Here is a 19,753-nt window from a genome sequence, read left to right as displayed (position 1 = left end):
CTTGATGTTAAAGAACGAAATTTGAGCGGCGTATTATACCCGTGAACCGGAACCAGGCAAGGACTAAATGCCCATCCGTCGAGCGGACATCGATAATTTCGACGCAATCAGAACCATTGCCTCCGATTCGTTTATCCCGGTTCAGGACATAAAACAGCTACTGTTAAATCAGGTTGTCACCGGGAGAAAGCTCATGAACAAACAGAGTCTGTTGGCCTTGTTGATGTTATCGGTGCCGGTTTGCGCCGAAAGCAACCTGATGCTGGGCGGTGGTGGCGGATATGGTGCCCGTTCTTACCATCTGGGCCTTGATTGGAGGCAAACCTGGCGGGAACTGGGACCCGGGTACTTGTGGTACGGTATCGGTGTCAATGGCAGTCACTGGGAGTCCGGTGACGATGATCTGCTGCAATTCAGCCTGGTACCGATGCTGCATTATCGTTTCGGGCACAATGGCGGCTGGGCTCCCTTCCTGCTTGCCGGTGTGGGGCCGGCCTGGATAAGCGACACCCGACTCGGGCCGAACGATCTCTCGAGCCAGTTTCAGTTCAGCAGTCGGGCCGGTATTGGCGTGGCGGTAGCGCACCATAGTCTGGCGTTTGAAGGCTGGCATCTGTCCAATGGTGGCATCAAGGAGCCCAACGATGGAATAAGCACCTGGAATCTTGTTTATCGTTATGATTTCTGATTAGAAAATCTGGGTCTGGCTATTACAAAAGGTCGCCCTGATCGCTATTGCCAGTTCATCTATCTGTTGATTATGATGCGATCCAAATCACAGCCAGCCCTTCGGGCATTTTTTGGAGCGCGCGGCCATGTCAGGCCTGTCCCTGGTATTACTCACGGTGTTAATGGTGGCCTCGGGTCAGATGACCCAAACCCTTTATGTGCCCGCCATGGGCGATATGGCGGCGGCATTGCAGGTATCCGGCGACAGCCTGCCGCTGGTGATGGCTTTTTACCTGATCCCCTATGGGTTATTTCAGTTTATCTATGGCCCCCTCTCGGACCGTTTTGGCCGTCGCCCCGTGCTGCTGATCGGGCTCTCCGTCTATGTGCTGGGCTCGGCGCTTATTCTGGCCTGGCCGGTGTTTCCGATGTTGCTGCTCGGCAGCTTTATTCAGGGCGCCGGCACGGCGGCGGCGGGCAGCCTGTGCCGCAGCCTGATGCGGGACAAGTTCGAAGGCTCGGATCTGGTACGCTACAACGGTTATGTGTCCATGGGCATCATGCTGGCCCCCCTGCTGGCCCCGCTGATCGGTGGCTATCTCAACCTGCACTTCGGCTGGCAGTCCATGTATCAGTTTCTGCTGGCGGTGGGCCTCTTGGTCACCCTGGTCATGGTGTTCTGGTTTCGGGAAACCCTGCCGGAGGCTCGTCGTCATGCCCAGCCGATGCTGCCGGCCTATCAGCACGTGTTGCACAACAACGCCTTTTGCCGCCAGCTCGGCATGCTGATGGCCGCCTTCGCCGGCGTGATTCTCTATGAGGCGGTATTCGGTGTGCTGGTCAGTCAACAGAGCGGGCTTACCAGCACCGAAATCAGCCTGTTGTTCATTCTGCCACTGCCGCTGTATTTTGCCGGCGCCATGCTGGCGTCTGTCAAGGCGACAAGCTGGTCGATTCTGCGCTTGCAGTGGATATCCACGGTGGCGTTGCTGCTGGGCGCGAGCCTAGTGCTGGCGTCCGCCTTCAAACCCGATCTGAGCGTGGCGGGGCTGGTGCTGGGGGGCAGCTTTTATTTTGCCGGTGCCGGTATTCTGTTTCCGGTGGCTACCTCCAAGGCGGTGGCGCCGTTCCCGCAGCACAGCGGAACCGCAGGCGCCTTGCTTGGCGGCAGCTCCAACCTGGGCGGCGGTGTCTTTCTGCTGGTGCAGGGGGCCCTGCCGCAAATGAACCAGTCGGTGCTGGGCGGCCTGCTGCTGGCCTTTGCCGGACTGGTGGTCTGGCTGTTGCTCCCCAGCTCGGATGCCTTGCCGGAGCCCGGGGTTTAAGTCATTCAGCCCTGATGATGCAGCAACACATATTTGTCCCACAGCTGCTCTTCGGTTTCCCTGTGTTCGGGGTGATCGATAATGCAGTCGATGGGGCAGACGCTGATGCAGGTGGGCTTGTCGTAATGGCCCACACATTCTGTGCACAGATCCGGTTCTATCTCGTAAATTTCCGCACCAAAGGTAATGGCGCCGTTCGGACATTCCGGTTCACACATGTCGCAATTAATGCAGGTGTCTTTGATTAGTAGCGCCATATCAGTGGTTTAACCTCATTCTCTTTAAAATTCATTGTCTTATCTGGCTTTCTCTTGCCGCACCATTCCGCACTTACTGTATCTTTATACAGTTAAAGAAACAGTGATAAACTGATGTTAGCAACACAAAACAGCAACACACGGTCTTTTTTGCCGCTGTAAAAAATCCGATGTGTGAGCTTTGTGCGCAATCAGGCACCGGATAAGGATCCCCAATGAAAAGCACCGCAACACATCAGCCAGAAACACCCGATGATGCTGAGTTTATCACCGCCCTGGAACGGTGGGAGTCTTGCAAGCCACCTTACTCAGGCACACACATGCGAATCTGTGTTACCGCCGCCAAAACCATTCTCGCCCACTCGGGCAAGGCTCGGCGCTCGAAGTACGAGCGGGCCAACTTTTTACGCCTTGATTTCAGCAAAGCCGGAAAGGTGACATTTTACGCTGAATTCCCCAAAAGTATGGAATTAAAAGGCAGAAAACTGGGCGAGTGGCCGGAGCTGTCTTTACCCATAGCCCGTGAAAATGCCCACGCCATGGCGTCTGGTGGCCTTCGGGCCGAGTCGGTACGTGCTGTGGTGGAGCTGTATGAGCAGGATCTTTCAGCCAAGGTCAGCCGGCAGAAGCTGAGCGAAGGCAGTTACAAGACTTACCTTTGCCGCACCGCCCAGGTACGGCAGGCGTTTGGTGACCGGGATGTATTTGGCGAGGTTGGTTATCAGCAGATCATTGCCGTGCTGGATAACTGGATAGCCACCAAATCCAACAACCATGCCCTGGAGCTGTTCGCGGAGTTACGCCGTATATGGAAGTTTGCCGCGCCACAGTTCTGCAATGGCAGAAACGTGGCGGCCAGTGTGCCGGATGATTATGTATCCTCCCGAGTGCAGCGGCCCACGCCGACCCGTCTGTTTACCGATATCGAGTCAATCGCCAGGCTATGGATGAATGTGGCAGCTTGCACGTCGGTGCATCAGAAGAATGCCGTTCGCTTCATGATCCTGAGTGGGGTACGCCCGGTTAACGTGTGCAATCTCAGGTGGGAATATGTCAGCGCTAACCTGGACGAAATTGTCTATCCGGCCGGGGTGATAGGGATGCGGGGGGCAATGAAGACTCAGAAGGAATTTCGGCTGCCGGTTACCGCTGCAATGAAGACCATACTGCAAGAGCAGGCGGCATGGCGTGATGCGGCCGTAACCTGCAACCAGGACTATGTGTTTCTGCAGCCGCGCAAGCCATCGGAGCCGTTCGCCAAACGCTCACTCGATAAGCTTGTAAAAACCCACAGTCCGGAAGATGCGGTAAAAGGTATTCGTCACGACGGCACCATTAAAGGGCGGGCCGGAGCGTTCAACACCATGTGCCGGAAGTTTCTCAAGAGCAACATCATTGCCCAGATGCGAGCCCGGGGATACTCCCGTTCTGATACGCGGGAGATCAGTCAGCTGTGTCTGCACCATTCCGACAAGAGTGCCGACCCCATGGCCGAGCACTACGACTTTTCTGATGAGATTTTGCAGGAAGAAATGGCACTGAAGCGCCAGGCCTTTGAAGCTCATGAAATCAGCATTCTGGCTCAGGTGGCGCTTCAGCGTAAACGGTTGGGTTAATTAATAGGTGCTGCGGCACCGCTCAATAAATGCCAGTACGTTGCGGCGCTCGTAGCGCACCAGCTTTTGAGTAAACCGGATCGGGGCCAGTACCTCTCGGTGCCGATGGGTGTTGTTCCATTCGCGCAGCGTCTTGGTGGTAACGCCACCCAGCAGCGCGCAGACCTGATCCGGAGTTAACAGAGTATCGATGTTCATCTGTTCTTGTTGTTGCATGTCGGCTCCTTATCTTTGTGACCGGTCACAGCTCTAATGCTTTGGCTTCGGTCGTATGCCAGCAGCTGCTGGCCCCTTTAAACAATCCCTTGCAGCCCTCGGGCAGCGAGTCGCCACAGTGGGCGCAGCTTCCTAGTTCTGCCAGTTGGCCCTGCAGTCGCTGCCAGTCGCGATGAATGAGCAGCGTCAGGTATTCATCGGCAGAGTAGGGGCCGCGCACGCCGCCCCGAATGTTGCATAACTCGTCTAACCGGTTGGACTCGTTAATGCCCAGGCCCACTTCGACCCGGACAATACCGGCCGCCTTGGCGGCGGCGCGGCTCTTTTGTTTGCGTTGGGTGGGGGTCACATTTCCCCCTTGAGTGCCTGCTCCATTTCTTGATAGGTGGCATCACCCATAACAGCTCCGCAGTCCGGGCAACCACGGCAAGGATGCCCTTCGGCAGTCATGCACATTTCTTGTTTTTCTATTGCTCTTTCAGCAACAAATAAATGCCGCCTTGATTCTTCCAGCGCCTTCTCGATGCGGTGCCTTTCTTCTTCGCTCATGCCTTCGCCGGGGTCGAAGCCGACAAAGGCCATCGGCTTCATGCCGTCTTTGAATGCCCGCAGGCAGGCGGCTCCGGTGTCGACCAGAATTTGCTTGCACTGTTCCAGCGTTTCGGCGTCCGATTCTTTCAGCGACCGCCGCATCAGACCTCGGGTCAGGCCGTCAATGCAGTGAAAGTAACCCACCGGCTTTAAGTAGGTCTCGCCAGCTTCTTTTGATTTTCCGCCCCGGATTGCCACCTGGTTCAGGATGAACTGGCGGCTGTCACTGGTGACGGTGTACTTGTCGTTTATTTTTATGTTGATGCTCATCAGTCTTTCTCCATCATTCTGTTCAGGGTGGCCCGGCACTGCTCGCGATAGTCGACATCCAGGCTGTTCAGCCATGCGGTAATTCGTGACCGGTCACGGGTAGCGAGCCAGCGTTTGCATTCGTGGTGTCGTTCCAGGCACTCGGCTCGCTTCTGTGCCTCGGCCGCTTCCCACTCGGGGGTGGTCTGTCCCATGTTCAGCTCCCCAGTGAAAAGCAGGTGATGATCACGGCGCCGGCGGTCACAAAGGCGAAGTTGTCCGGCGTTATCAGAGGCGCTGACCACTGCGGGGCCAGCGGCCTACTTTGCGCAGGCGGCCTTTGGTGGCGGGCCGGGCGCGGCCAATATCAGCGGTCATGTGAAACGGGTGCCGGCAACGGCGTTGCTGATAGCGCTGCACCGCATGCTGGGTTATTCGATACTGATTTGATTTAGCCAAGGTATGTCTCCCTGAACTCGTGATCGTCGATAAGGTCATCAATCATTTGCTGCAGCATCACCAGCAGCGGCTCTGACTTGAAGGACTCGGGGCGCTCGCGGCGCTCTTTCTGCAGTGCGGTGTCGGTTTGGCGTATCACCAGGCCCATCTGGTCATCCGGTACCGCATCAAAAAACTCATCCACCGGCGTCTGGCCGCCGAGCAGTTCGCCCACTATGCGGCGGCGCCACTGGCTGGCGACTGACTCGCCGGGTTCAAAGGCCATATCAGAGGCCTTTTCTTTATGCAGGCCCGGGCGTTCGGTGCTGGTGATCAGCTGGCCATTGCGCAAGCGCACATACAGGCCGTCTATCACCACAGTGGCCCCGGCTTCCAACCGGCCACGGTCGAAGTCGCTGAGCCCGAGCATTGCCATTTCGTGACTCAAGGGATCCTTTTCTGCCAAAACTGATCGTTCCGTACAGTTATTGTCAGAACTCCAAGGGCGCTGGCTGCCGCCGCTTAAAGGCAACTCGCTACGCTCGCCCAGACCAACCCGAGACAACTCCCAACCCTGGTGGCGGGTGGTGGCTTCGGTGATGCCAAACATGACGCCGGAGACCACACCGTTCACGCTGGTGGTAATGTTGATGGTGCGCAGGCCGGTGAGTTTTTTGACGTCTTCGCCGTACTTGCTGGCGGCTTCGTTGACCAGGTGCTGCAGCTTGATGCAGTGGTCTTTGCGCTGCAGGTGAATGCCGCCCATGGCGTTGGCGAAGTCGGCCCACTTACCCAGGTCGGCGGCGCGGCGGGCGGCTTCGAGGATTGGGTTTTGGGTGGCTTCGCGCAGTCGGCGCAGCTCGCGCCACACGCTGACAGACGGGCCGCCCACCTGTTGAAACTGACGGATGCCCCACAGGCTTGCCCAAGCGACTACGGCGGATACCGAGCTTGTGGCGCTTTCTCCTGACTCTTCGTCTATGCCTACCTTGTGGCCGTCGATATTTTTGGCAATGTACTTGGCGATGTAGCCGGTGGCGCTACCAAGGGCAGGATCCATAGTCTTCCAGTCGAACCGGGCGCGGTAACCCTTGCGGCCCAGCTCTTCCCGATGATGTTCGATGGCGTACTTGCGCAGGGTGGAGCGCAGCAGGCGCAGCTGGCTGGGGTGAACAAACAGCAACAGGTGCCAGTGCGGGGTGGCGTCGTGATGCGGCTCTACCACCCTGAAACCGAACACCCGCACGCCCAGGCGGGCCAGCTTGGCGCGGGCTTTGGCCCACTGGCCACACAGGTACTGCTGGGTGTCGCGTGGGGTACAGCCCTGATAGCGGGGGTTGGCCACCGCCTTTTTGTTGCGGCCTATGGTCCAGGCGTGGTACTTGCTGGGGGCGGTCCAGGTGTAGAATTCGCCTACAAAGCCCTGTTCTTCGGCCAGGTCTTCAAAGCCGCTTGAACGTGCCATAAGCTCGTGCCGGCGGATATCGGGGTTAGAGATGCTGGACGCCACCGCCTCGGCCAGCGGAATTTCCAGCTCCAACTCGGGGTTAATGGCATACATGGTTTGCAGCCACTGGGCGGCGGCGTCTTTGCGGGCGCGATAGTCCTGCAGGGCAGAGTGAGACACATAAGCGCTAACGCCCTTGCGTACCCGGCCCACCAGAATGGCCACATGCTCGGCATAACGGCGCCATGCCTTGGTGATTTGGCGCAGCCACCATTCGGCATCCTGCAGGCGTGCCACGGCGGCCACCGCCATGTCGATGTGCTGGTCGGTGATCTCTTTGGTCAGGTCGGGCAATAACGGCGAAAAGCCCCACCTGTTGGCGGGTTCCATGGCACGCTCGAGGATCAGCGACGCCGGGGCGGGCGCGGTCAACCCATTGGTCAGCTCGTTGACGATGGCCATCACGTGATCGGCCCACTCGCGGGCGATATTGGCGCGGCCCAGCTCGTTGGCCACCTGGCGCAACGGCAGCGGAAAGCGGGCGGCGTGCAACTGAATTTGTTCTACCGATTTGCGCAACCAAATGTTGGCACTGCGATGCTTGCCGCCTTTGCTGAGGCGGCGCTGGTACTGATAGAACAGGGCGCTGGCGGCATGATCTTCAATTTGGCTAAGCAACTCGGCGGCCCAGCGCAGGCTTTCGCGCTGGTAATGCTCAGTAAACAGCTGCTCTTTAACCCGGGTGCCGGCGACTTTTTTACCGGCTTCTTTTTCTGGCGGGGCGAAGAATGCCGCCGCATCTTGCTGCAGTTCCGGATAGTTCATAGCGCTCATCACAGTACCACCTCGCCCAGTTGGTGCAGCGGGGCGACCTTGCGCCACCAGTTGCCAATGGTGCGAGCGATGGCCAGCACGCCCTGACCGAGTGACTGCCAGTAGAGGCTGCGAATGGTGCCCAAGGTGATCATCAGGCGGGTGTGGTCTTCGCCTTGCTCAAAGCAGGGCTGCCACTGCCGCCAAAAGTCGGCCTTGGCCTGACGCCAGTGCAGGCGCAGGTGAGCACGCGGGTGGAGAATATCGCTCATGCCTCACCCCCACGGGTAGTAATGGGGGCCAGCACGGTGTGCAGCTCCAGCTTGTGCTGGCGATTGGTGATTTGCTGGTAAAGCTCGTCAAAGCCGCTGCGGTGGGCCAGTTCGGCCAGGGTTTCGAGTGCGCATTCGGTTTGCAGCTCGGTGCCGGCAGCCAGGCCTTTGCAGGCCAGCCGGTTAAACTCGGCCAGATGCTCATTGGCCATCTGGCGAATAAGAGTGATCTGTTGCATAATGTGTTTGCTCCTTTGTTGCATAAGTAGCGATTTGAAAAGCCCTGTCAGTTGCCGCTGACGGGGCTTTTTGCGTTTATGGCGTTCAGTTTTTGGTTCAGCTGGCGTATCTGCCGATCCAGCTGGGTGCGGCCTTGTTGCTCGGTGCGCGCTTGCTCTTGTTTGGTTTGATGGTGGTGCTGGCAGTTGCCGGCCACCTGACGCCACTCGGTGCGGTCGGTGGTGGTCATGTTGTGCATGCCGCGCTTCATCTCTACCAGGGCGAGGCGAATGGCTTCCCGCTCGTTGTCGGTCATCTCTTCCAGTGCCAGTTCGGCATAGGTGCTGGGGCGCAGTTTGGCGCCGTAGCACAGCATGGCGCGCTGCTGCATGGTTAACCGTGACCACTCTGCCGCTACCCGGCTACGGCGCAGGCGGGCGCGCATTTCTGCCAATGCCTGCTCACCGGCCGTCACCGACTGTTGGCTTGCATTGAATGGCACCACTTGTGCCAGGTTGTGGTGTGCGGTCATGCGACGTCTCCTTGCTTGGCGGTCGCGGCGGCGCTGAGCTGGCCGGCCAGCCAGTGCCACAAGCGGCGGCGGGCTTTGGGCTTGTTCTGCTTGCGAGCCTGCTTGCTGTTGTGAACAGGCAGGCATATCCAGCTGCCGTCTTGCCGCTCGATAAAGCCGGGGCGGTGACGGTGAACGACAACCTCGGGGCGTAGCGGGCTGTGCCGCACAACCGCCGGGTTGCGCAGCAGGTGGGTCAGTTCAATCATTCGGCGCTTTCCTTGTTACGAACGGGGATATAAATATTCGGATTGGGGCAGGCTGACGGGCATATGGAGTGCATCACCATGGAGCCCTCCACCCAGGTGTGGCCGCAGTTGATGTTGGTGCACTGGTACCAGGTCATGCGGCTAAGCGGTGACTGGGCCTGGCTGGTGGCTATGCGGGCGTACTTTTCGCAATGCGGGCACGTGCGGCGGGTGCCGGAGCGTTTGGGCTCGGTGTAGCGATTGGCCGTTGCGGTCATGCGCGCCTCCCGCATTCGCCCTGGCCGTTACGGGCGCATTCGCAGTTGGCACCCACCTGGCACATGGTGGCCATGGCATCCAGATACTTGCGGGTAACCAGTGCAATGCCGACGCTGTTAAACAGCTCGTCTATGCGCTCGATGGTGACGCCCTGCTGGCCACTGAGAAAGCGGCTGATGTTGGAGTCGTCCCAGCCGATGGCGGCTTTGACGTCGTGACGCTGGGCACCGCTCAGCTCGGTGCGAAGCAACTGTTCTATGCGCCCGGCGGGCTTTTTTATCGTTGTGGCTTTCATGTGCATTCCCCTGCAAAAAAGCATGCGTGTTGTTGTTTTTGGTTTTTCTTAGGATTGTTGCTTAGCGGGTTGTAAGGCCTTCATGGAGCCCTTGGTTATCAGCTCTATTTGAAATGCTCTGCCCTGAGGGATTTCATCTGGCCACTGAGAGACGGACTGAGGCTTAATTCCCAGAGCCTCTGCTAGCTTTACAACCCCTCCGAAATGCTCTATCGCTGCTTTTTTTTTCATCAACTTACATCCACTTACGTTTAGATGGCCTGAGTGTAGGAAGTCTTACATGTCAATGCAAACAAATCTTTCGAAAGTTTTATGTAAGCTGCCCTACATGACTATGAGTGACCGGATCAGGTCCCGTCGGGCAGCGCTTGGCGTGACTCAAGAAGACCTAGCAAAGAAAGTCGGCGTGAGCCGGGTTTCCGTCAGCCAATGGGAGAGAGGGGACACTTCACCGAAAGGTGAAAACCTCCACCGGCTTGCTGCTGCTTTGAAATCACGCCCTGAATGGTTAATTGATGGGAAAGGAAATCCTGAAGCCTCTTCATTTCAGAATGTCGAACCTGCAACCCTAAGCGCACATCAGGTTCCAGTGCTGAGCTATGTTCAGGCTGGACAGCTGACCGAGGTGCAGGAAATCCGGGAAGTGGATGGCGGCGTTGAGTATGTTCAGGCGGATGAAGACATTGGCGAGCGTGCCTTCGCGATGCGCATCAGTGGTGATTCTATGACGCCGCTGTTTGATGAGAATGACCTGGTGATCATCGACCCGGACATTGAGCCGGTGCCCGGCGATTACGTGGCGGCCAAGAACGGCAGCCGGGAAGCGACGTTCAAGAAGTACCGCCCGCGTGGTTTTAACCCGGACGGGGTCGAGTATTTTGAGCTGATCCCACTGAACGACGACTACGCTCCCATCCGCTCGGATATGTGCCAGGTGATGATCATCGGCACCATGGTCGAGCACAGGAAGTACCGAAGAAAACGAAAATAAAACAATAAAATCAGGAGCAAGGGATGCTTAAAGTTTTTACTTACTGCAACGCCAAGGGTCACCTTGGCGCTTATGAGATAGCTAATTTTTCCGAGTCTGCCGAGCACTACCAAGGCTTTTTAACGGACGGCGGCGGCATTCGCACGTTCAGAAAAGACCGGGTTATTGAATACTTCGATAACCTTAAAGCCGCTCAAGCGGGCATCCCTGAAAGTTATTCTCCGCCTGAAATCATCAAACCTAAAAAACAGTCGCTACCTACTATTTGCTTCACCGGCTTTAAAAAGGATCTTAAAGCACAGCTGTGCAATCAAGCGGAAGCAGCAGACATTGGCGTGAGAACAGGGGTGTCTGGCAGCCTATCTTATCTATGCTGCGGCCCGAATGCTGGTCCAGTGAAACTGGAAAATGCAAGAGCTGCGGGGGCTTTGGTCTTAAGTGAGCTGCAATTCTTATCCATGCTAGAAACTGGCGAAGTACCTGAGCATGACGAGCAATTTCACTACACGTTAGAATCTACACAAACAAAATAAAAAGCACGGAGAGCTAAAACATGAAAACCAACCTGGCGGCCATCAGTGCCGCTTTAACGCTATGTATTACTCTTGGTTTTAGTCAGCCAGCAGAAGCCCGAAACTACCCCTGTTCAAAAGGCAAAGGCGGTGTGTCGCACTGCACTAGTGATGGCAAATTTGTTTGTAAAGACGGCACCATTAGCCGCTCAAAAAAGAAATGCGCTCGATAAAAATAACCAAAGGACATAGTCATGATTGAATGGATTGCTCTTGCTGTTTTTATATTTTTTTGGTTTGGCATTGCCAAGCAACTAAAAAAGAATGGTCGTGGTTGGTTTTCTCGTAACGTGATTGCAGGCAGCGGGGCGAGCATTGCTTTTATTGTAGTGGCAGCGATTGGCATTTCTACTGATGAACCAGAGCAGGCAGTAAGATCTGCTACCATCACGGAAATTCAAAGCTCTCAACCACCTCAAACGCAACATAGCGCTCCTGAAAGCACCAAGGGGGAGATGTGGGAGTTTGTTGTTAACAACGCCCAAAGAACAGCAGATGCCTACGCAGCAGAAAACAATCCCAGCGCAGTGTTTATCGGGAATAGTGTCCAGGTTGACTTCATCCAGCAGCAGGGCGGCCTTTACGACGGTCGCTATTTGCTAAAACTGGTTAACCAGCACGGCGACAATACCAGTTTTATGATGTTGCTTCCGCTTTTTGATGAGTACGCCTCTACCGAAGGGCTAGATGATGAAGGCGAGCTTTGGCAGGTTGTCGAGTTCAGTTTTAACGGAAAACTTCTTTCTGATTCAGAGCAAAACGCTACGTCACCCTCTAACCAGTTTGATTTAACACCAGACGAATATTTTCAGCGCCTTGAGGCCGCCTTCAAGTCCAAAGGGCTTAGTTATGCCTTGGGCAAGCGCGAACATGTATCCGGCTCACACGCTGATAGTGTTTCTGCAACATTGGGACAATTTACAGCGATTAGTCTTACCTTGAATAAAAACTCCGGCAGAGTTGAGAGCGTTACTCTCATTGGCGCTGGTGATGGCAGTGAGGCTTCTGGCTATGAAATTATGTTTACGGGTGCTGCCTCGCAAGCAGCAGCTGCAGGTGTTGATTACCTCGACGATATAATTCTTTCTGCTGCTGACATGATGAAAGGAGAAGACAAGCTAATAGGCCCAGCAAAGCTTAGTGTTACCCACAGCCCGGAGCTTGGCGTTTGGTATATATCCGTACCGATTTGATTTTTAAATGACAAAGGCAGTCAGTAAGCAGCTTACACCTGAAACGCGTTCCAGATGGGGATGATTAGGATAGTGAATATTAGGTAAATGAGCGGCGAAAGAATAAAAAGATACAACAGCCAAAAAAAATAACCTACTGAATGGGTCTTTTAGATAATTCATGAAAATTTAATCTCTTTTTGTTGATGTTGATGTTGATGTTGATGTTGATGGCTTGGATTGTAAGTCGATAAAGTGAGGGTGTGATGGAGAAAAGATTATCTATTGCTTTTTGGGTTTTATCAGCGAGTATTTTTATGTGGCTTTACAGCTTATCTTCACCCGGAGGACTACCTAAAAATTCTGACCTTTTTGATGTGGTGAATTCGATATCTTATTTTATTTTTATGGGTGCAGGGAGCTGGTGGACTTATCATTTTATGACGCTGCTTGGTAGCTGCACTATCAATGATGAGAATAAGTGCCATTGGAGAAGGATGCTTTGGAAGCTGATCGCTTGTTCGTTTATTTTAGCTAGCGTACCGCTTGTGTGCACTAGCATTAGTCATACGGCGTTACAACCATGGGCATTTAGTATTTCATATTTATGGATACTTTCATCGATGATGTTGTCTTTGGTTTTGCATGTAAAAATAGAGCCGGATTTTCAATATATAAGACGTTTTGCTGTGTAAACCACACTTCAACTAAAAACTAAATCCTCATGGTAAGGCTGGGTGCGGGGATTTTTTATTAAAATCAATTATTAATCATCAGTTATTAAAGGCCAACGGCATGACATTAAAAATTAATAATGCAGTCATACACAAGCTAACTCGCGAGGATTCAGAACCAAGCGTGATTCATCCTGCACCAGCCTCTCTTGATGCCAATGATGCCTCATTATTTACGCTAGTGAATGATGTTCATAAGGTGTATGGGGATAGAGCTGGTAAAAGTTATGGAAAGTTTGATCCTGCATTGACCCCTGTATCATCTGAACCTCACCTGCTGAAACTAAAAGATGAAGCTGATGCTGATTTTTTAGCTATTACGCTTGATTTGATGAAGATATTAAAGAGTAAGGTTGATAGCCAGAACTTTGCTACTGGCGGTCATGTTTTAATTTTTGATTACAATGCTAACGATAAAAGATGGTTTGTGGTTGCCATCGTCAACAGTGCTGCTGGTACTATGGTTGATGAAAATTTCCAAGTAGTAGATGCCCCTTACCTGGATACTAATGGGCTACGTTTTGCCGGCCGAGTCAACTTTACAGACTGGCAAGCAGGCACTGAGCGATACATTAGTTTTCTTAGGGGGAAGAGCTCAGATGTGTCACTGTATTTTCAGAACTTCATCGGTTGTACTACTGTTGCTCAAGATCTAAACGATACAAAAAACCTTGTTGCTGCTGTAAAGCAATTCGCTAGTGATCAGCAGTTGGCCGATGAGGCTAAAGAGGCTTTACTTGCTGAAGTTGATCGCTTTGCTCGTGAAAAAGCAGAAGATAAACAACCGCTTAGCTTGGATGAGCTTGCTAACAAAGTATGGTCTAATGAACCAGAAGCTCTTAAAAATGCTTTTAATGAGTCTGATCCGCCTATCTCTGACGGGTTTATCCCTCGAAAAAGAGGGCTTGAGGGCTTGGTTAGGTTTAAGGCTAAAACAAAGAAATGGAAGCTAGAGTTTGAACGAGAGGCTGTTCAGGATGGAACGATTTTGTTCAATCCAGAGGAAGGAACAGTTACTATTCAGAACCTGCCAGATGAGATTCTGGCTAGCTTAAGAGAAGAGTTTGTACAAAATGCAGCCACGGACGACGATCCCGCTCACTGAGCTTGTGCCACTATACCGTCAGATGACAGACCGTACATGGTCTGATAATCGACTTTGTGGTGCTTTGCATGTTTCTGATCAGGCAACCGTCGAGCTCTTGAGTGAGCTCCTCCATGAGGATAATGCAGACAATTACCCTTGTATCGTCGAGCAAGGGGATGAGGAGAATATTCAGCTGGGCGACCAGCTCTTTCTTAAGTTTGGCCGAGTTCGTACCGGGGTTGGCATTCTATTCCCGGATCTTGCTTCACTGTTACAGCATTCGGGTATTACCTCTGGTACTGCTAACTTATCTTGGTATTTGGTTGATCTGGATGAAGCCAGTTGGGAAGATAAGGGCGTTTCTAAACGTCTTAATCTTATCGAACGCTTAGTTCAAGCTTTTGAAGGAACAGCGTCTATACTGGACACGCGTAATAATCGCCTCGTTTTTCTACGAGATGGTCAGTGTGAAGTGCCACTTCAATTTGATTCAGCTACATTGCTTGGCTTTAATGAAAGTATTGCTGAAGAAGTGATTCAGCAGCTATCACTTCAAGATGGTCATATCGAGCAGCGCCATGAAATTTGTGCGACTGCAATCTGTGAAATGCTATCTAATATACCGAAAGAACTACGCTTTTCTTCATTGTTGTCATCATTAGATGACTTCAAGCAACGCTTTGTTGATGGTTATAAGTTGTTTGCTTCTTCTTTCTCCTTTAAGAAAATTCGTGACCAGGCTGAGGCCATCAGGATTGAATATTTAGGTAAGATTCATAAAACATTTTCTGATATTCAGGGGCAACTGCTAGGTATACCTGTTTCGACTATTATCATAGCTACGCAATTTAAAGATGTAGAAGCGCTTACTGGTACTCTAAGAACTGGCCAAGCATGGATCAACATAGCAGTGTTAGTCGGTGCTTTTATATTTTGTTTGTTTTTTACCCTGTCCGTGTTGAACCAAAAACATACTTTAGATGTTATTGATGAAGAAATAAAAAGGCACAAAATCTCATTGGAAAATGAATATGCAGATATAAAAGATAGATTGGAGCCTATTTTTACAAAGCTGACTGATCGCTCTTGTTTGCACAGGGGCGGGCTTTGGATGGTTATGATAATTTGCTGGGCTTCTTTTGCTTTTGGTACTGCTGTTTTTTGGAGCTTAACTAGTGCTGCTTTCTGATTGCTAGATGAAAAAGCGGGCTATATCGCCCGCATACATAAAAGTAACTTTCTAACTAGTTGTCAGGCTTAGCTTTTGTTCAATTTTTTTAATCAAATCATCTCGCATGACAACACTGCTTAAGCTTGGGCTATGAAGCGCATCTTCTATATTGTGAACATCTTTGAGTTTTGTCATCTGGTGTTTATTCATTAATGTTTGGATAAAGTAAAGTACTTCATAACCTTCATCTTTATCTACTTTTATCTTATCTAGCTTTCCGGCATATGTGCCATCACCTTGATCTCTTCTCCAAGTGTAAACATATTCACTTTCTTGAAGGTGTTCTTTTTTTGACCGAATAGCCATGTGTATCCCTTTTTATTTTTATGGTCCCTCACACCCAATGTAGATGTAAGCCCAAGGCTACACTTCCATAAATCAAAGGTTTATACAAACCCTATATTCTCAGAAGCTCAGTACTTTTCACCTCCAGCTCCAGCCCATTGGTATAGCCGCTATCGCTTAAGGAGTGGGTTACCTGGGTCAGTATCCACGGCAGGGCGTCTATCTGGGGTTTGAACCCTTGCACGCAGGTGGGTAGTTCGGGGAACAGCTCTGGCCTGCCTTTGGCCAGGGTGATGCTGAACTTGGCCACGCCACGCTGCAGCTTGTCCCATTCAGCCCGGGCGGCGCGCACGGCGTTGGCCTTGGTGGCGTACACATGGCGCAGAGTTTTTACGTTGTCGCCGCTGCCGGCCAGCAGGTCGTCTTTTTCGCTGTTGTCGTTTTTGCCTTGCTCGCTGGCGTTTACTTCTACGGTTTGCTTTTTACCGCCATTATTGTCTTGCCAGTAGGCCACCACACCGGTGTAGGCATCGCGGTCGGCAATGGCAAAGCGATGGCTGTCGCCGTCTTGGCGGGTAATGGTGACCGGGGGCAGGAGCTTGCCGCTGGCCGACTGGCCAAGCCCGGCTTTTACGAACAGCAGCGTGCCCTGCTTGATGGTGGCAATGGCATCAAAATCTTTGGCCAGGCGACTGAGAAAGGCGGCGTCGCTTTCGTTTTGCTGGTCGGTGTGGGGCAGCAGCTCGCCGGCCCATTCAGGATTGGCGGTTAGCGTTACGCCGTTGCGGGCGGCAATGGCGGTGAGAATGTCGCCCAGGGTCTGGCTGTGGTAGCTCTGCTCGCGGCTTTTGTTGAGGCTGCCGCGCAGGTCGGCGGCCTTGCCGCGAATGCTGAGCTGGTCGGGTGCGCCGCTGTGCTCCAGTTCGTCAATGGTGTAGGTGCCTTTGTTCACCATGGGTTCACCTCGCCAGCCCAGCCATACCTGCATGGTGGCCCCTTTGCGGGGCAGGGCCAGTTTGCCGTCGCTGTCATCCAGCGTCAGGTCAACGGTGTCGGCCTCAAAGCCGCGGTTGTCTGTGATGGTGAGGTTAATCAGCCGTGGGCGTATGCGGCGGCTTATGTCTTCGCCGTCAATGGTAATGCGATACGTGGGGGCCGGGTGTTCGCCTGCCTGCTGGCGGGTTGGGGGCTGGTTGGCGGCGGCAACGCCGTTGACGGGGAATATCATGCCAGCATACCGGTGATCATGTTAACGGACTGCTCCCAGCCCAGCAGGGCGCGGTCGCGGTCGTCTACGCGCTTGAGCTTGATGCTGAACTCAATGCGGCGGGCGGCGCCGTCTTTAAAGAACTCGGTTTTGGTGGTGCTGATGCCCTCTATGACAAACATGCCGTGCATTTGGCCCAGGCCGTCGATCAACGGATAGGCTTTGCCGGTGTCGCCCATTTCTTCCAGCTGTTTCAGGCTGGGGGTGCCGCCGGTTATTTCGGGCAGCAGCACGCCGCCCAGGGTTTTGGTTTGGTTGTCTGGCCCCAGAAACTGGCTGGACGGGCGGGCACCAATGCGGCTGACGGACGGATGCCGCCATGCCTTTTCGTCTTGTTCGCTTTGGTAGGGCAGGGTCTGGCGGCTGAACACGAAGTAGCCCAGGGTCATCATCATATTGGTTGCTCCTTATTCCAGGTCGGTGAGCTTGGCGCGGTTTTGTGCTGCCTTGCGGCGCTCGTGCGCTTCTATTTGGCGCTGCACCTGCATGGCCAAGTCTTGCGCATCCATGCCCGGTGCCGCGTGAATCACGATGGCGCCGGGCTCAAATACGGTTTTGAACTCCTGCACGGCCGGCGTAGCTGCAGCACGGGCAGGGCGGTGTTGTGCCTGCTCATGCTGTTGGGTTTGAATGCGAGCCACGGCGGCGGAGGTGTCGGGTATTGCTGCGGCGGCAGGAAGCGCCGCAGCGGGCAGGGCGGTCGCACCAATGGCAATGGCGGCGCCGGCGGCCTTGAGCTTGTTGGCCATGCCGGTTACCTGCTGTTCTGGGTCGTGGTTTTTGGCGAGGCCGTTGGCTAATCCTGCCATGGTGTCGTCGCCGTATTGGGTGAACATCTTGGAGGGCGAATTGATGCCGAGCGTTTCTTTAAACCAGCCTTTAACGGATTGTCCCACGCCGACGATCTTGTCTTTTGCGGCGCCCAGTTTGGCGCTGATGCCGTTCAGCAAGCCATCAAGGATCATGCCGCCAAAACCGGTAAAGGTGGCGGGCAGTTCAGTACCGAAATAACTCATTACCGCCGCAAAGGCACGGTAGAACAGCCCTATGGGGGAGAAGTTGACGAGCAAGCCCAAGATGCCGGTCAGGCCGCCGGAGAATCCGGCCTTCACTTCGTTCCATAGCCCCGCGAAATAGGCACCTATTGCGTCCCAGTTTTTGTAAACCAGATATACAACACCGGCCAGCGCGGCCACGGCGGCAATCACCAGCAGCACAGGGCCAAGCGCGACGCCAGAGGTGATCCCGAAAGTGGCCATGGCAAAGTTGATGGCAGCGAACGGCCCAAGCAGACCGGCAATGATGAGGGCAAGGGTACCGCCGACCACCGCTAACCCCGCAATAACGGCAAACACCTTCGACAAGGTGGCCACCAGCTCAGGGTTTTCTTTTATCCATACCCCCACGGCTCGGGTAATGTCGGTAACGCTTTGGATCAGGTCGCGAATACCGCCGCTGTTGTTGTCGAACAGTTCGATGCCAATGTCTTGCCAGGCAGAGCCGAGGGATTGCAAATCGCCCATCGCGTTGTCGGCCATGGTGCTGGATACCCGGGCGGCAGTGCCCTGGGCCTGAACAAGTTCATTGATGAGCTTTTGCAGTTCGCCGCTGCCCGCCTGGTTGGTCAGTACCGCCAGAGCAGCAAAGGCTTCTTCACCGGCCAGCGCCTTGAGATAACCGGCTTTGACGGTGTCGCCCATGCCTTTGGTTTTGTCGCTCAGCTCTTTAAGTATGTCGGGCATGTTGCGCAGGTTGCCCTGGGCATCAGCGGCCTGTATGCCTAATTCGGCCAATGCATCAGCGGCGGCTTTTGGTGGCTTGGCCAGGCGGCCCATGATGGCTCGCAAGGCGGTACCGCCCTGGCTGCCCTGAATACCTGCGTCACCCAGCTTGCCCGCCATGGCGGCGGCGGTTTCCATGCTTACGCCCATTTCGGCAGCTACCGGGCCGGCGTATTTCATGGTTTCACCGAGCATGGCGAGGTCTACGTTTGCCCGAGTGAAGGCGCCCACCAGCACATCACCGAGGCGACCCATCTGGTCGGCGGGCAGCTTGAAGCCCGAAAGAATGTTTGAGCCTATGTCGGCGGCTTCGGCTATTTCTACGCCGCCGGCCTTGGCCATGTCCAGCACGCCGGGCATGGCGGCCTTGATGGCTTTGGGGTCAAAACCGGCCATGGCCATAAAGCCCTGACCTTGTGCCACATCGTTAGCCGAGAAGCTGGTGGTTGCGCCCAGGTCGCGGGCCTGCTTGCGCAGTTCGGCCAGCTGGCTGTCGTCTTTATCGAGCCGGGTCAGTGCCTGCAGCTTTGAAATCTCTGCACCAAACTGCAGGCCGGGTGCCAGTACCTGCGAGGCACCATAAAGCGCAGCGCCACCGGCGGCGGCGTATTTGGCGCCTTGTCCGGCAAGCTGGCCTTGCAGTTGTTTGGTGCTGTTGTAGTTTTGCCGGGCCTGAGCCATGCGCTTTTGCTGGGCGTTAATGCGCTCCAGCTTGGCGCGTTGCTGTTCCAGTGCGCGGTTGGCTTCGCCCAACTGATTGGTCAGGCCCTGCTGCTGGCTTTTGAGCGTTTTGGTACTAATTCCGGCGGCGGCCAGTGCCTCTTTGTGCCTGTTTTGCACTTCGATATTTTGCCGCTGCTGCCGCACGACTTTCTGGTATTCGCTTTTGGCTCGGGCGAATTCTTGGGTCAGTTGCTTGGAGGGATTTTCGGTTTGCTTTAGCTGGCCGCCCAGCTCGCGATAGGTCTGCTTGAGCTTTTTAAGCTCGTTGCCGGTAATGCCTACCTGACGGCTGACCTTGCGGTAGCCGTCTACCTTGCCGGACACCTGATTCAGCTCTTTGATGCGGGCCTGGGTATCGCGCATTTCCTGGCTGGTCTGCCCCGCCGCCCCCTGAATGGACTTGAGCGGCCGAGTGATTTTATCGACGGCTGCCAGCAGCACCTGCAATTTGAGCTGATTGGCCAT

The 19,753-nt window shown here is 54.2% G+C and carries 28 protein-coding genes; 10 read left to right on the top strand and 18 right to left on the bottom strand.

Annotation, left to right across the window (positions count from 1 at the left end):
* Positions 1-193: 193 nt before the first annotated feature.
* Together ACLEIV_RS02955 and ACLEIV_RS02950 are read left to right on the top strand one after the other, a co-directional pair.
* A complete protein-coding gene (locus tag ACLEIV_RS02955; RefSeq protein ID WP_410455171.1) occupies positions 194-688 on the top strand; it encodes an acyloxyacyl hydrolase in 495 nt (164 codons plus the stop codon).
* Positions 689-815: 127 nt separating this feature from the next.
* Positions 816-1,994: an MFS transporter gene (locus ACLEIV_RS02950; RefSeq protein ID WP_410455170.1), complete on the top strand. Its 1,179-nt coding sequence runs from the start codon at positions 816-818 to the stop codon at positions 1,992-1,994.
* Positions 1,995-1,999: 5 nt separating this feature from the next.
* Here the strand turns inward: ACLEIV_RS02950 and ACLEIV_RS02945 are convergent, their stop codons facing one another.
* Positions 2,000-2,251, bottom strand: a complete 252-nt coding sequence (locus ACLEIV_RS02945) for a YfhL family 4Fe-4S dicluster ferredoxin (protein ID WP_410455169.1) — start codon at positions 2,249-2,251, stop codon at positions 2,000-2,002.
* Between the two features lie 320 nt (positions 2,252-2,571).
* Between ACLEIV_RS02945 and ACLEIV_RS02940 the strand changes: the two genes are divergently transcribed.
* Positions 2,572-3,867: a hypothetical protein gene (locus ACLEIV_RS02940; protein ID WP_410455168.1), complete on the top strand. Its 1,296-nt coding sequence runs from the start codon at positions 2,572-2,574 to the stop codon at positions 3,865-3,867.
* On the opposite strand, the gene ACLEIV_RS02935 is transcribed toward ACLEIV_RS02940, so the two are convergent.
* The 13 genes from ACLEIV_RS02935 to ACLEIV_RS02875 form a co-directional block, all read right to left on the bottom strand.
* The gene (locus ACLEIV_RS02935) at positions 3,868-4,083 is read right to left on the bottom strand and encodes a hypothetical protein (protein ID WP_410455167.1); all 216 of its coding nucleotides are present in this window, start codon (positions 4,081-4,083) and stop codon (positions 3,868-3,870) included.
* Between the two features lie 25 nt (positions 4,084-4,108).
* Entirely contained in the window at positions 4,109-4,432 is a 324-nt protein-coding gene (locus tag ACLEIV_RS02930) for a hypothetical protein (protein WP_410455166.1), read from the bottom strand.
* Complete coding sequence (locus ACLEIV_RS02925) at positions 4,429-4,944, bottom strand: hypothetical protein (protein ID WP_410455165.1); 516 nt, start codon at positions 4,942-4,944, stop codon at positions 4,429-4,431. Before ACLEIV_RS02925 ends, ACLEIV_RS02930 begins: the two co-directional genes overlap by 4 nt.
* On the bottom strand, positions 4,944-5,138 hold the full coding sequence (locus ACLEIV_RS02920; RefSeq protein ID WP_410455164.1) for a hypothetical protein: 195 nt from the start codon (positions 5,136-5,138) through the stop codon (positions 4,944-4,946). Before ACLEIV_RS02920 ends, ACLEIV_RS02925 begins: the two co-directional genes overlap by 1 nt.
* 73 nt (positions 5,139-5,211) lie before the next feature.
* A complete protein-coding gene (locus tag ACLEIV_RS02915; protein WP_410455163.1) occupies positions 5,212-5,382 on the bottom strand; it encodes a hypothetical protein in 171 nt (56 codons plus the stop codon).
* On the bottom strand, positions 5,375-7,642 hold the full coding sequence (locus ACLEIV_RS02910; RefSeq protein ID WP_410455162.1) for a replication endonuclease: 2,268 nt from the start codon (positions 7,640-7,642) through the stop codon (positions 5,375-5,377). Before ACLEIV_RS02910 ends, ACLEIV_RS02915 begins: the two co-directional genes overlap by 8 nt.
* Positions 7,642-7,893: a hypothetical protein gene (locus ACLEIV_RS02905; RefSeq protein WP_410455161.1), complete on the bottom strand. Its 252-nt coding sequence runs from the start codon at positions 7,891-7,893 to the stop codon at positions 7,642-7,644. Before ACLEIV_RS02905 ends, ACLEIV_RS02910 begins: the two co-directional genes overlap by 1 nt.
* Positions 7,890-8,132 carry a hypothetical protein gene (locus ACLEIV_RS02900; protein WP_410455160.1) on the bottom strand — a complete coding sequence of 81 codons (243 nt, stop codon included), beginning with the start codon at positions 8,130-8,132 and terminating at the stop codon, positions 7,890-7,892. The genes ACLEIV_RS02905 and ACLEIV_RS02900 overlap by 4 nt, the downstream gene beginning before the upstream one ends.
* A 47-nt stretch (positions 8,133-8,179) precedes the next feature.
* Complete coding sequence (locus tag ACLEIV_RS02895; RefSeq protein WP_410455159.1) at positions 8,180-8,644, bottom strand: hypothetical protein; 465 nt, start codon at positions 8,642-8,644, stop codon at positions 8,180-8,182.
* Positions 8,641-8,892 carry a hypothetical protein gene (locus tag ACLEIV_RS02890; protein WP_410455158.1) on the bottom strand — a complete coding sequence of 84 codons (252 nt, stop codon included), beginning with the start codon at positions 8,890-8,892 and terminating at the stop codon, positions 8,641-8,643. The genes ACLEIV_RS02895 and ACLEIV_RS02890 overlap by 4 nt, the downstream gene beginning before the upstream one ends.
* The gene (locus ACLEIV_RS02885) at positions 8,889-9,149 is read right to left on the bottom strand and encodes an ogr/Delta-like zinc finger family protein (protein ID WP_410455157.1); all 261 of its coding nucleotides are present in this window, start codon (positions 9,147-9,149) and stop codon (positions 8,889-8,891) included. The genes ACLEIV_RS02890 and ACLEIV_RS02885 overlap by 4 nt, the downstream gene beginning before the upstream one ends.
* On the bottom strand, positions 9,146-9,445 hold the full coding sequence (locus ACLEIV_RS02880; protein WP_410455156.1) for a hypothetical protein: 300 nt from the start codon (positions 9,443-9,445) through the stop codon (positions 9,146-9,148). Before ACLEIV_RS02880 ends, ACLEIV_RS02885 begins: the two co-directional genes overlap by 4 nt.
* A gap of 48 nt (positions 9,446-9,493) precedes the next feature.
* Positions 9,494-9,676 (bottom strand): Cro/CI family transcriptional regulator, encoded by a 183-nt coding sequence (locus ACLEIV_RS02875; RefSeq protein ID WP_410455155.1) that lies wholly within the window; start codon positions 9,674-9,676, stop codon positions 9,494-9,496.
* 49 nt (positions 9,677-9,725) lie between these two features.
* On the opposite strand from ACLEIV_RS02875, the gene ACLEIV_RS02870 reads away from it, so the two are divergent.
* The 7 genes from ACLEIV_RS02870 (at position 9,726) to ACLEIV_RS02840 (ending at position 15,190) form a co-directional block, all read left to right on the top strand.
* A complete protein-coding gene (locus ACLEIV_RS02870; protein ID WP_410455154.1) occupies positions 9,726-10,436 on the top strand; it encodes a LexA family protein in 711 nt (236 codons plus the stop codon).
* A gap of 23 nt (positions 10,437-10,459) precedes the next feature.
* Positions 10,460-10,969, top strand: a complete 510-nt coding sequence (locus ACLEIV_RS02865) for a hypothetical protein (protein WP_410455153.1) — start codon at positions 10,460-10,462, stop codon at positions 10,967-10,969.
* Positions 10,970-10,989: 20 nt separating this feature from the next.
* Positions 10,990-11,181, top strand: coding sequence for a YdcA family protein (locus tag ACLEIV_RS02860; protein ID WP_410455152.1), 192 nt, complete (start codon positions 10,990-10,992; stop codon positions 11,179-11,181).
* Positions 11,182-11,202: 21 nt separating this feature from the next.
* Entirely contained in the window at positions 11,203-12,201 is a 999-nt protein-coding gene (locus ACLEIV_RS02855; protein WP_410455151.1) for a hypothetical protein, read from the top strand.
* Between the two features lie 245 nt (positions 12,202-12,446).
* A complete protein-coding gene (locus ACLEIV_RS02850; protein ID WP_410455150.1) occupies positions 12,447-12,875 on the top strand; it encodes a hypothetical protein in 429 nt (142 codons plus the stop codon).
* A gap of 100 nt (positions 12,876-12,975) precedes the next feature.
* Positions 12,976-14,019 (top strand): nucleoid-associated protein, encoded by a 1,044-nt coding sequence (locus tag ACLEIV_RS02845; protein ID WP_410455149.1) that lies wholly within the window; start codon positions 12,976-12,978, stop codon positions 14,017-14,019.
* Complete coding sequence (locus ACLEIV_RS02840; protein WP_410455148.1) at positions 13,988-15,190, top strand: hypothetical protein; 1,203 nt, start codon at positions 13,988-13,990, stop codon at positions 15,188-15,190. The genes ACLEIV_RS02845 and ACLEIV_RS02840 overlap by 32 nt, the downstream gene beginning before the upstream one ends.
* Before the next feature lie 51 nt (positions 15,191-15,241).
* Here ACLEIV_RS02840 and ACLEIV_RS02835 read toward each other — a convergent pair whose 3' ends face one another.
* The 4 genes from ACLEIV_RS02835 to ACLEIV_RS02820 all read right to left on the bottom strand — a co-directional run bounded on the left by ACLEIV_RS02835 (position 15,242) and on the right by ACLEIV_RS02820 (position 19,753).
* Entirely contained in the window at positions 15,242-15,538 is a 297-nt protein-coding gene (locus ACLEIV_RS02835) for a hypothetical protein (protein ID WP_410455147.1), read from the bottom strand.
* Positions 15,539-15,629: 91 nt separating this feature from the next.
* Positions 15,630-16,745 carry a phage late control D family protein gene (locus ACLEIV_RS02830; protein WP_410455146.1) on the bottom strand — a complete coding sequence of 372 codons (1,116 nt, stop codon included), beginning with the start codon at positions 16,743-16,745 and terminating at the stop codon, positions 15,630-15,632.
* Positions 16,742-17,179 (bottom strand): phage tail protein, encoded by a 438-nt coding sequence (locus ACLEIV_RS02825; RefSeq protein WP_410455145.1) that lies wholly within the window; start codon positions 17,177-17,179, stop codon positions 16,742-16,744. The genes ACLEIV_RS02830 and ACLEIV_RS02825 overlap by 4 nt, the downstream gene beginning before the upstream one ends.
* 12 nt (positions 17,180-17,191) lie before the next feature.
* Positions 17,192-19,753, bottom strand: a complete 2,562-nt coding sequence (locus ACLEIV_RS02820; protein WP_410455144.1) for a phage tail tape measure protein — start codon at positions 19,751-19,753, stop codon at positions 17,192-17,194.

This window comes from Oceanisphaera submarina, assembly GCF_046521305.1.
GTDB lineage: Bacteria > Pseudomonadota > Gammaproteobacteria > Enterobacterales > Aeromonadaceae > Oceanimonas > Oceanimonas submarina.
The sequence above is the reverse complement of the archived record's forward strand: the minus strand, read 5'-3'. Positions and strand labels throughout refer to the sequence as shown.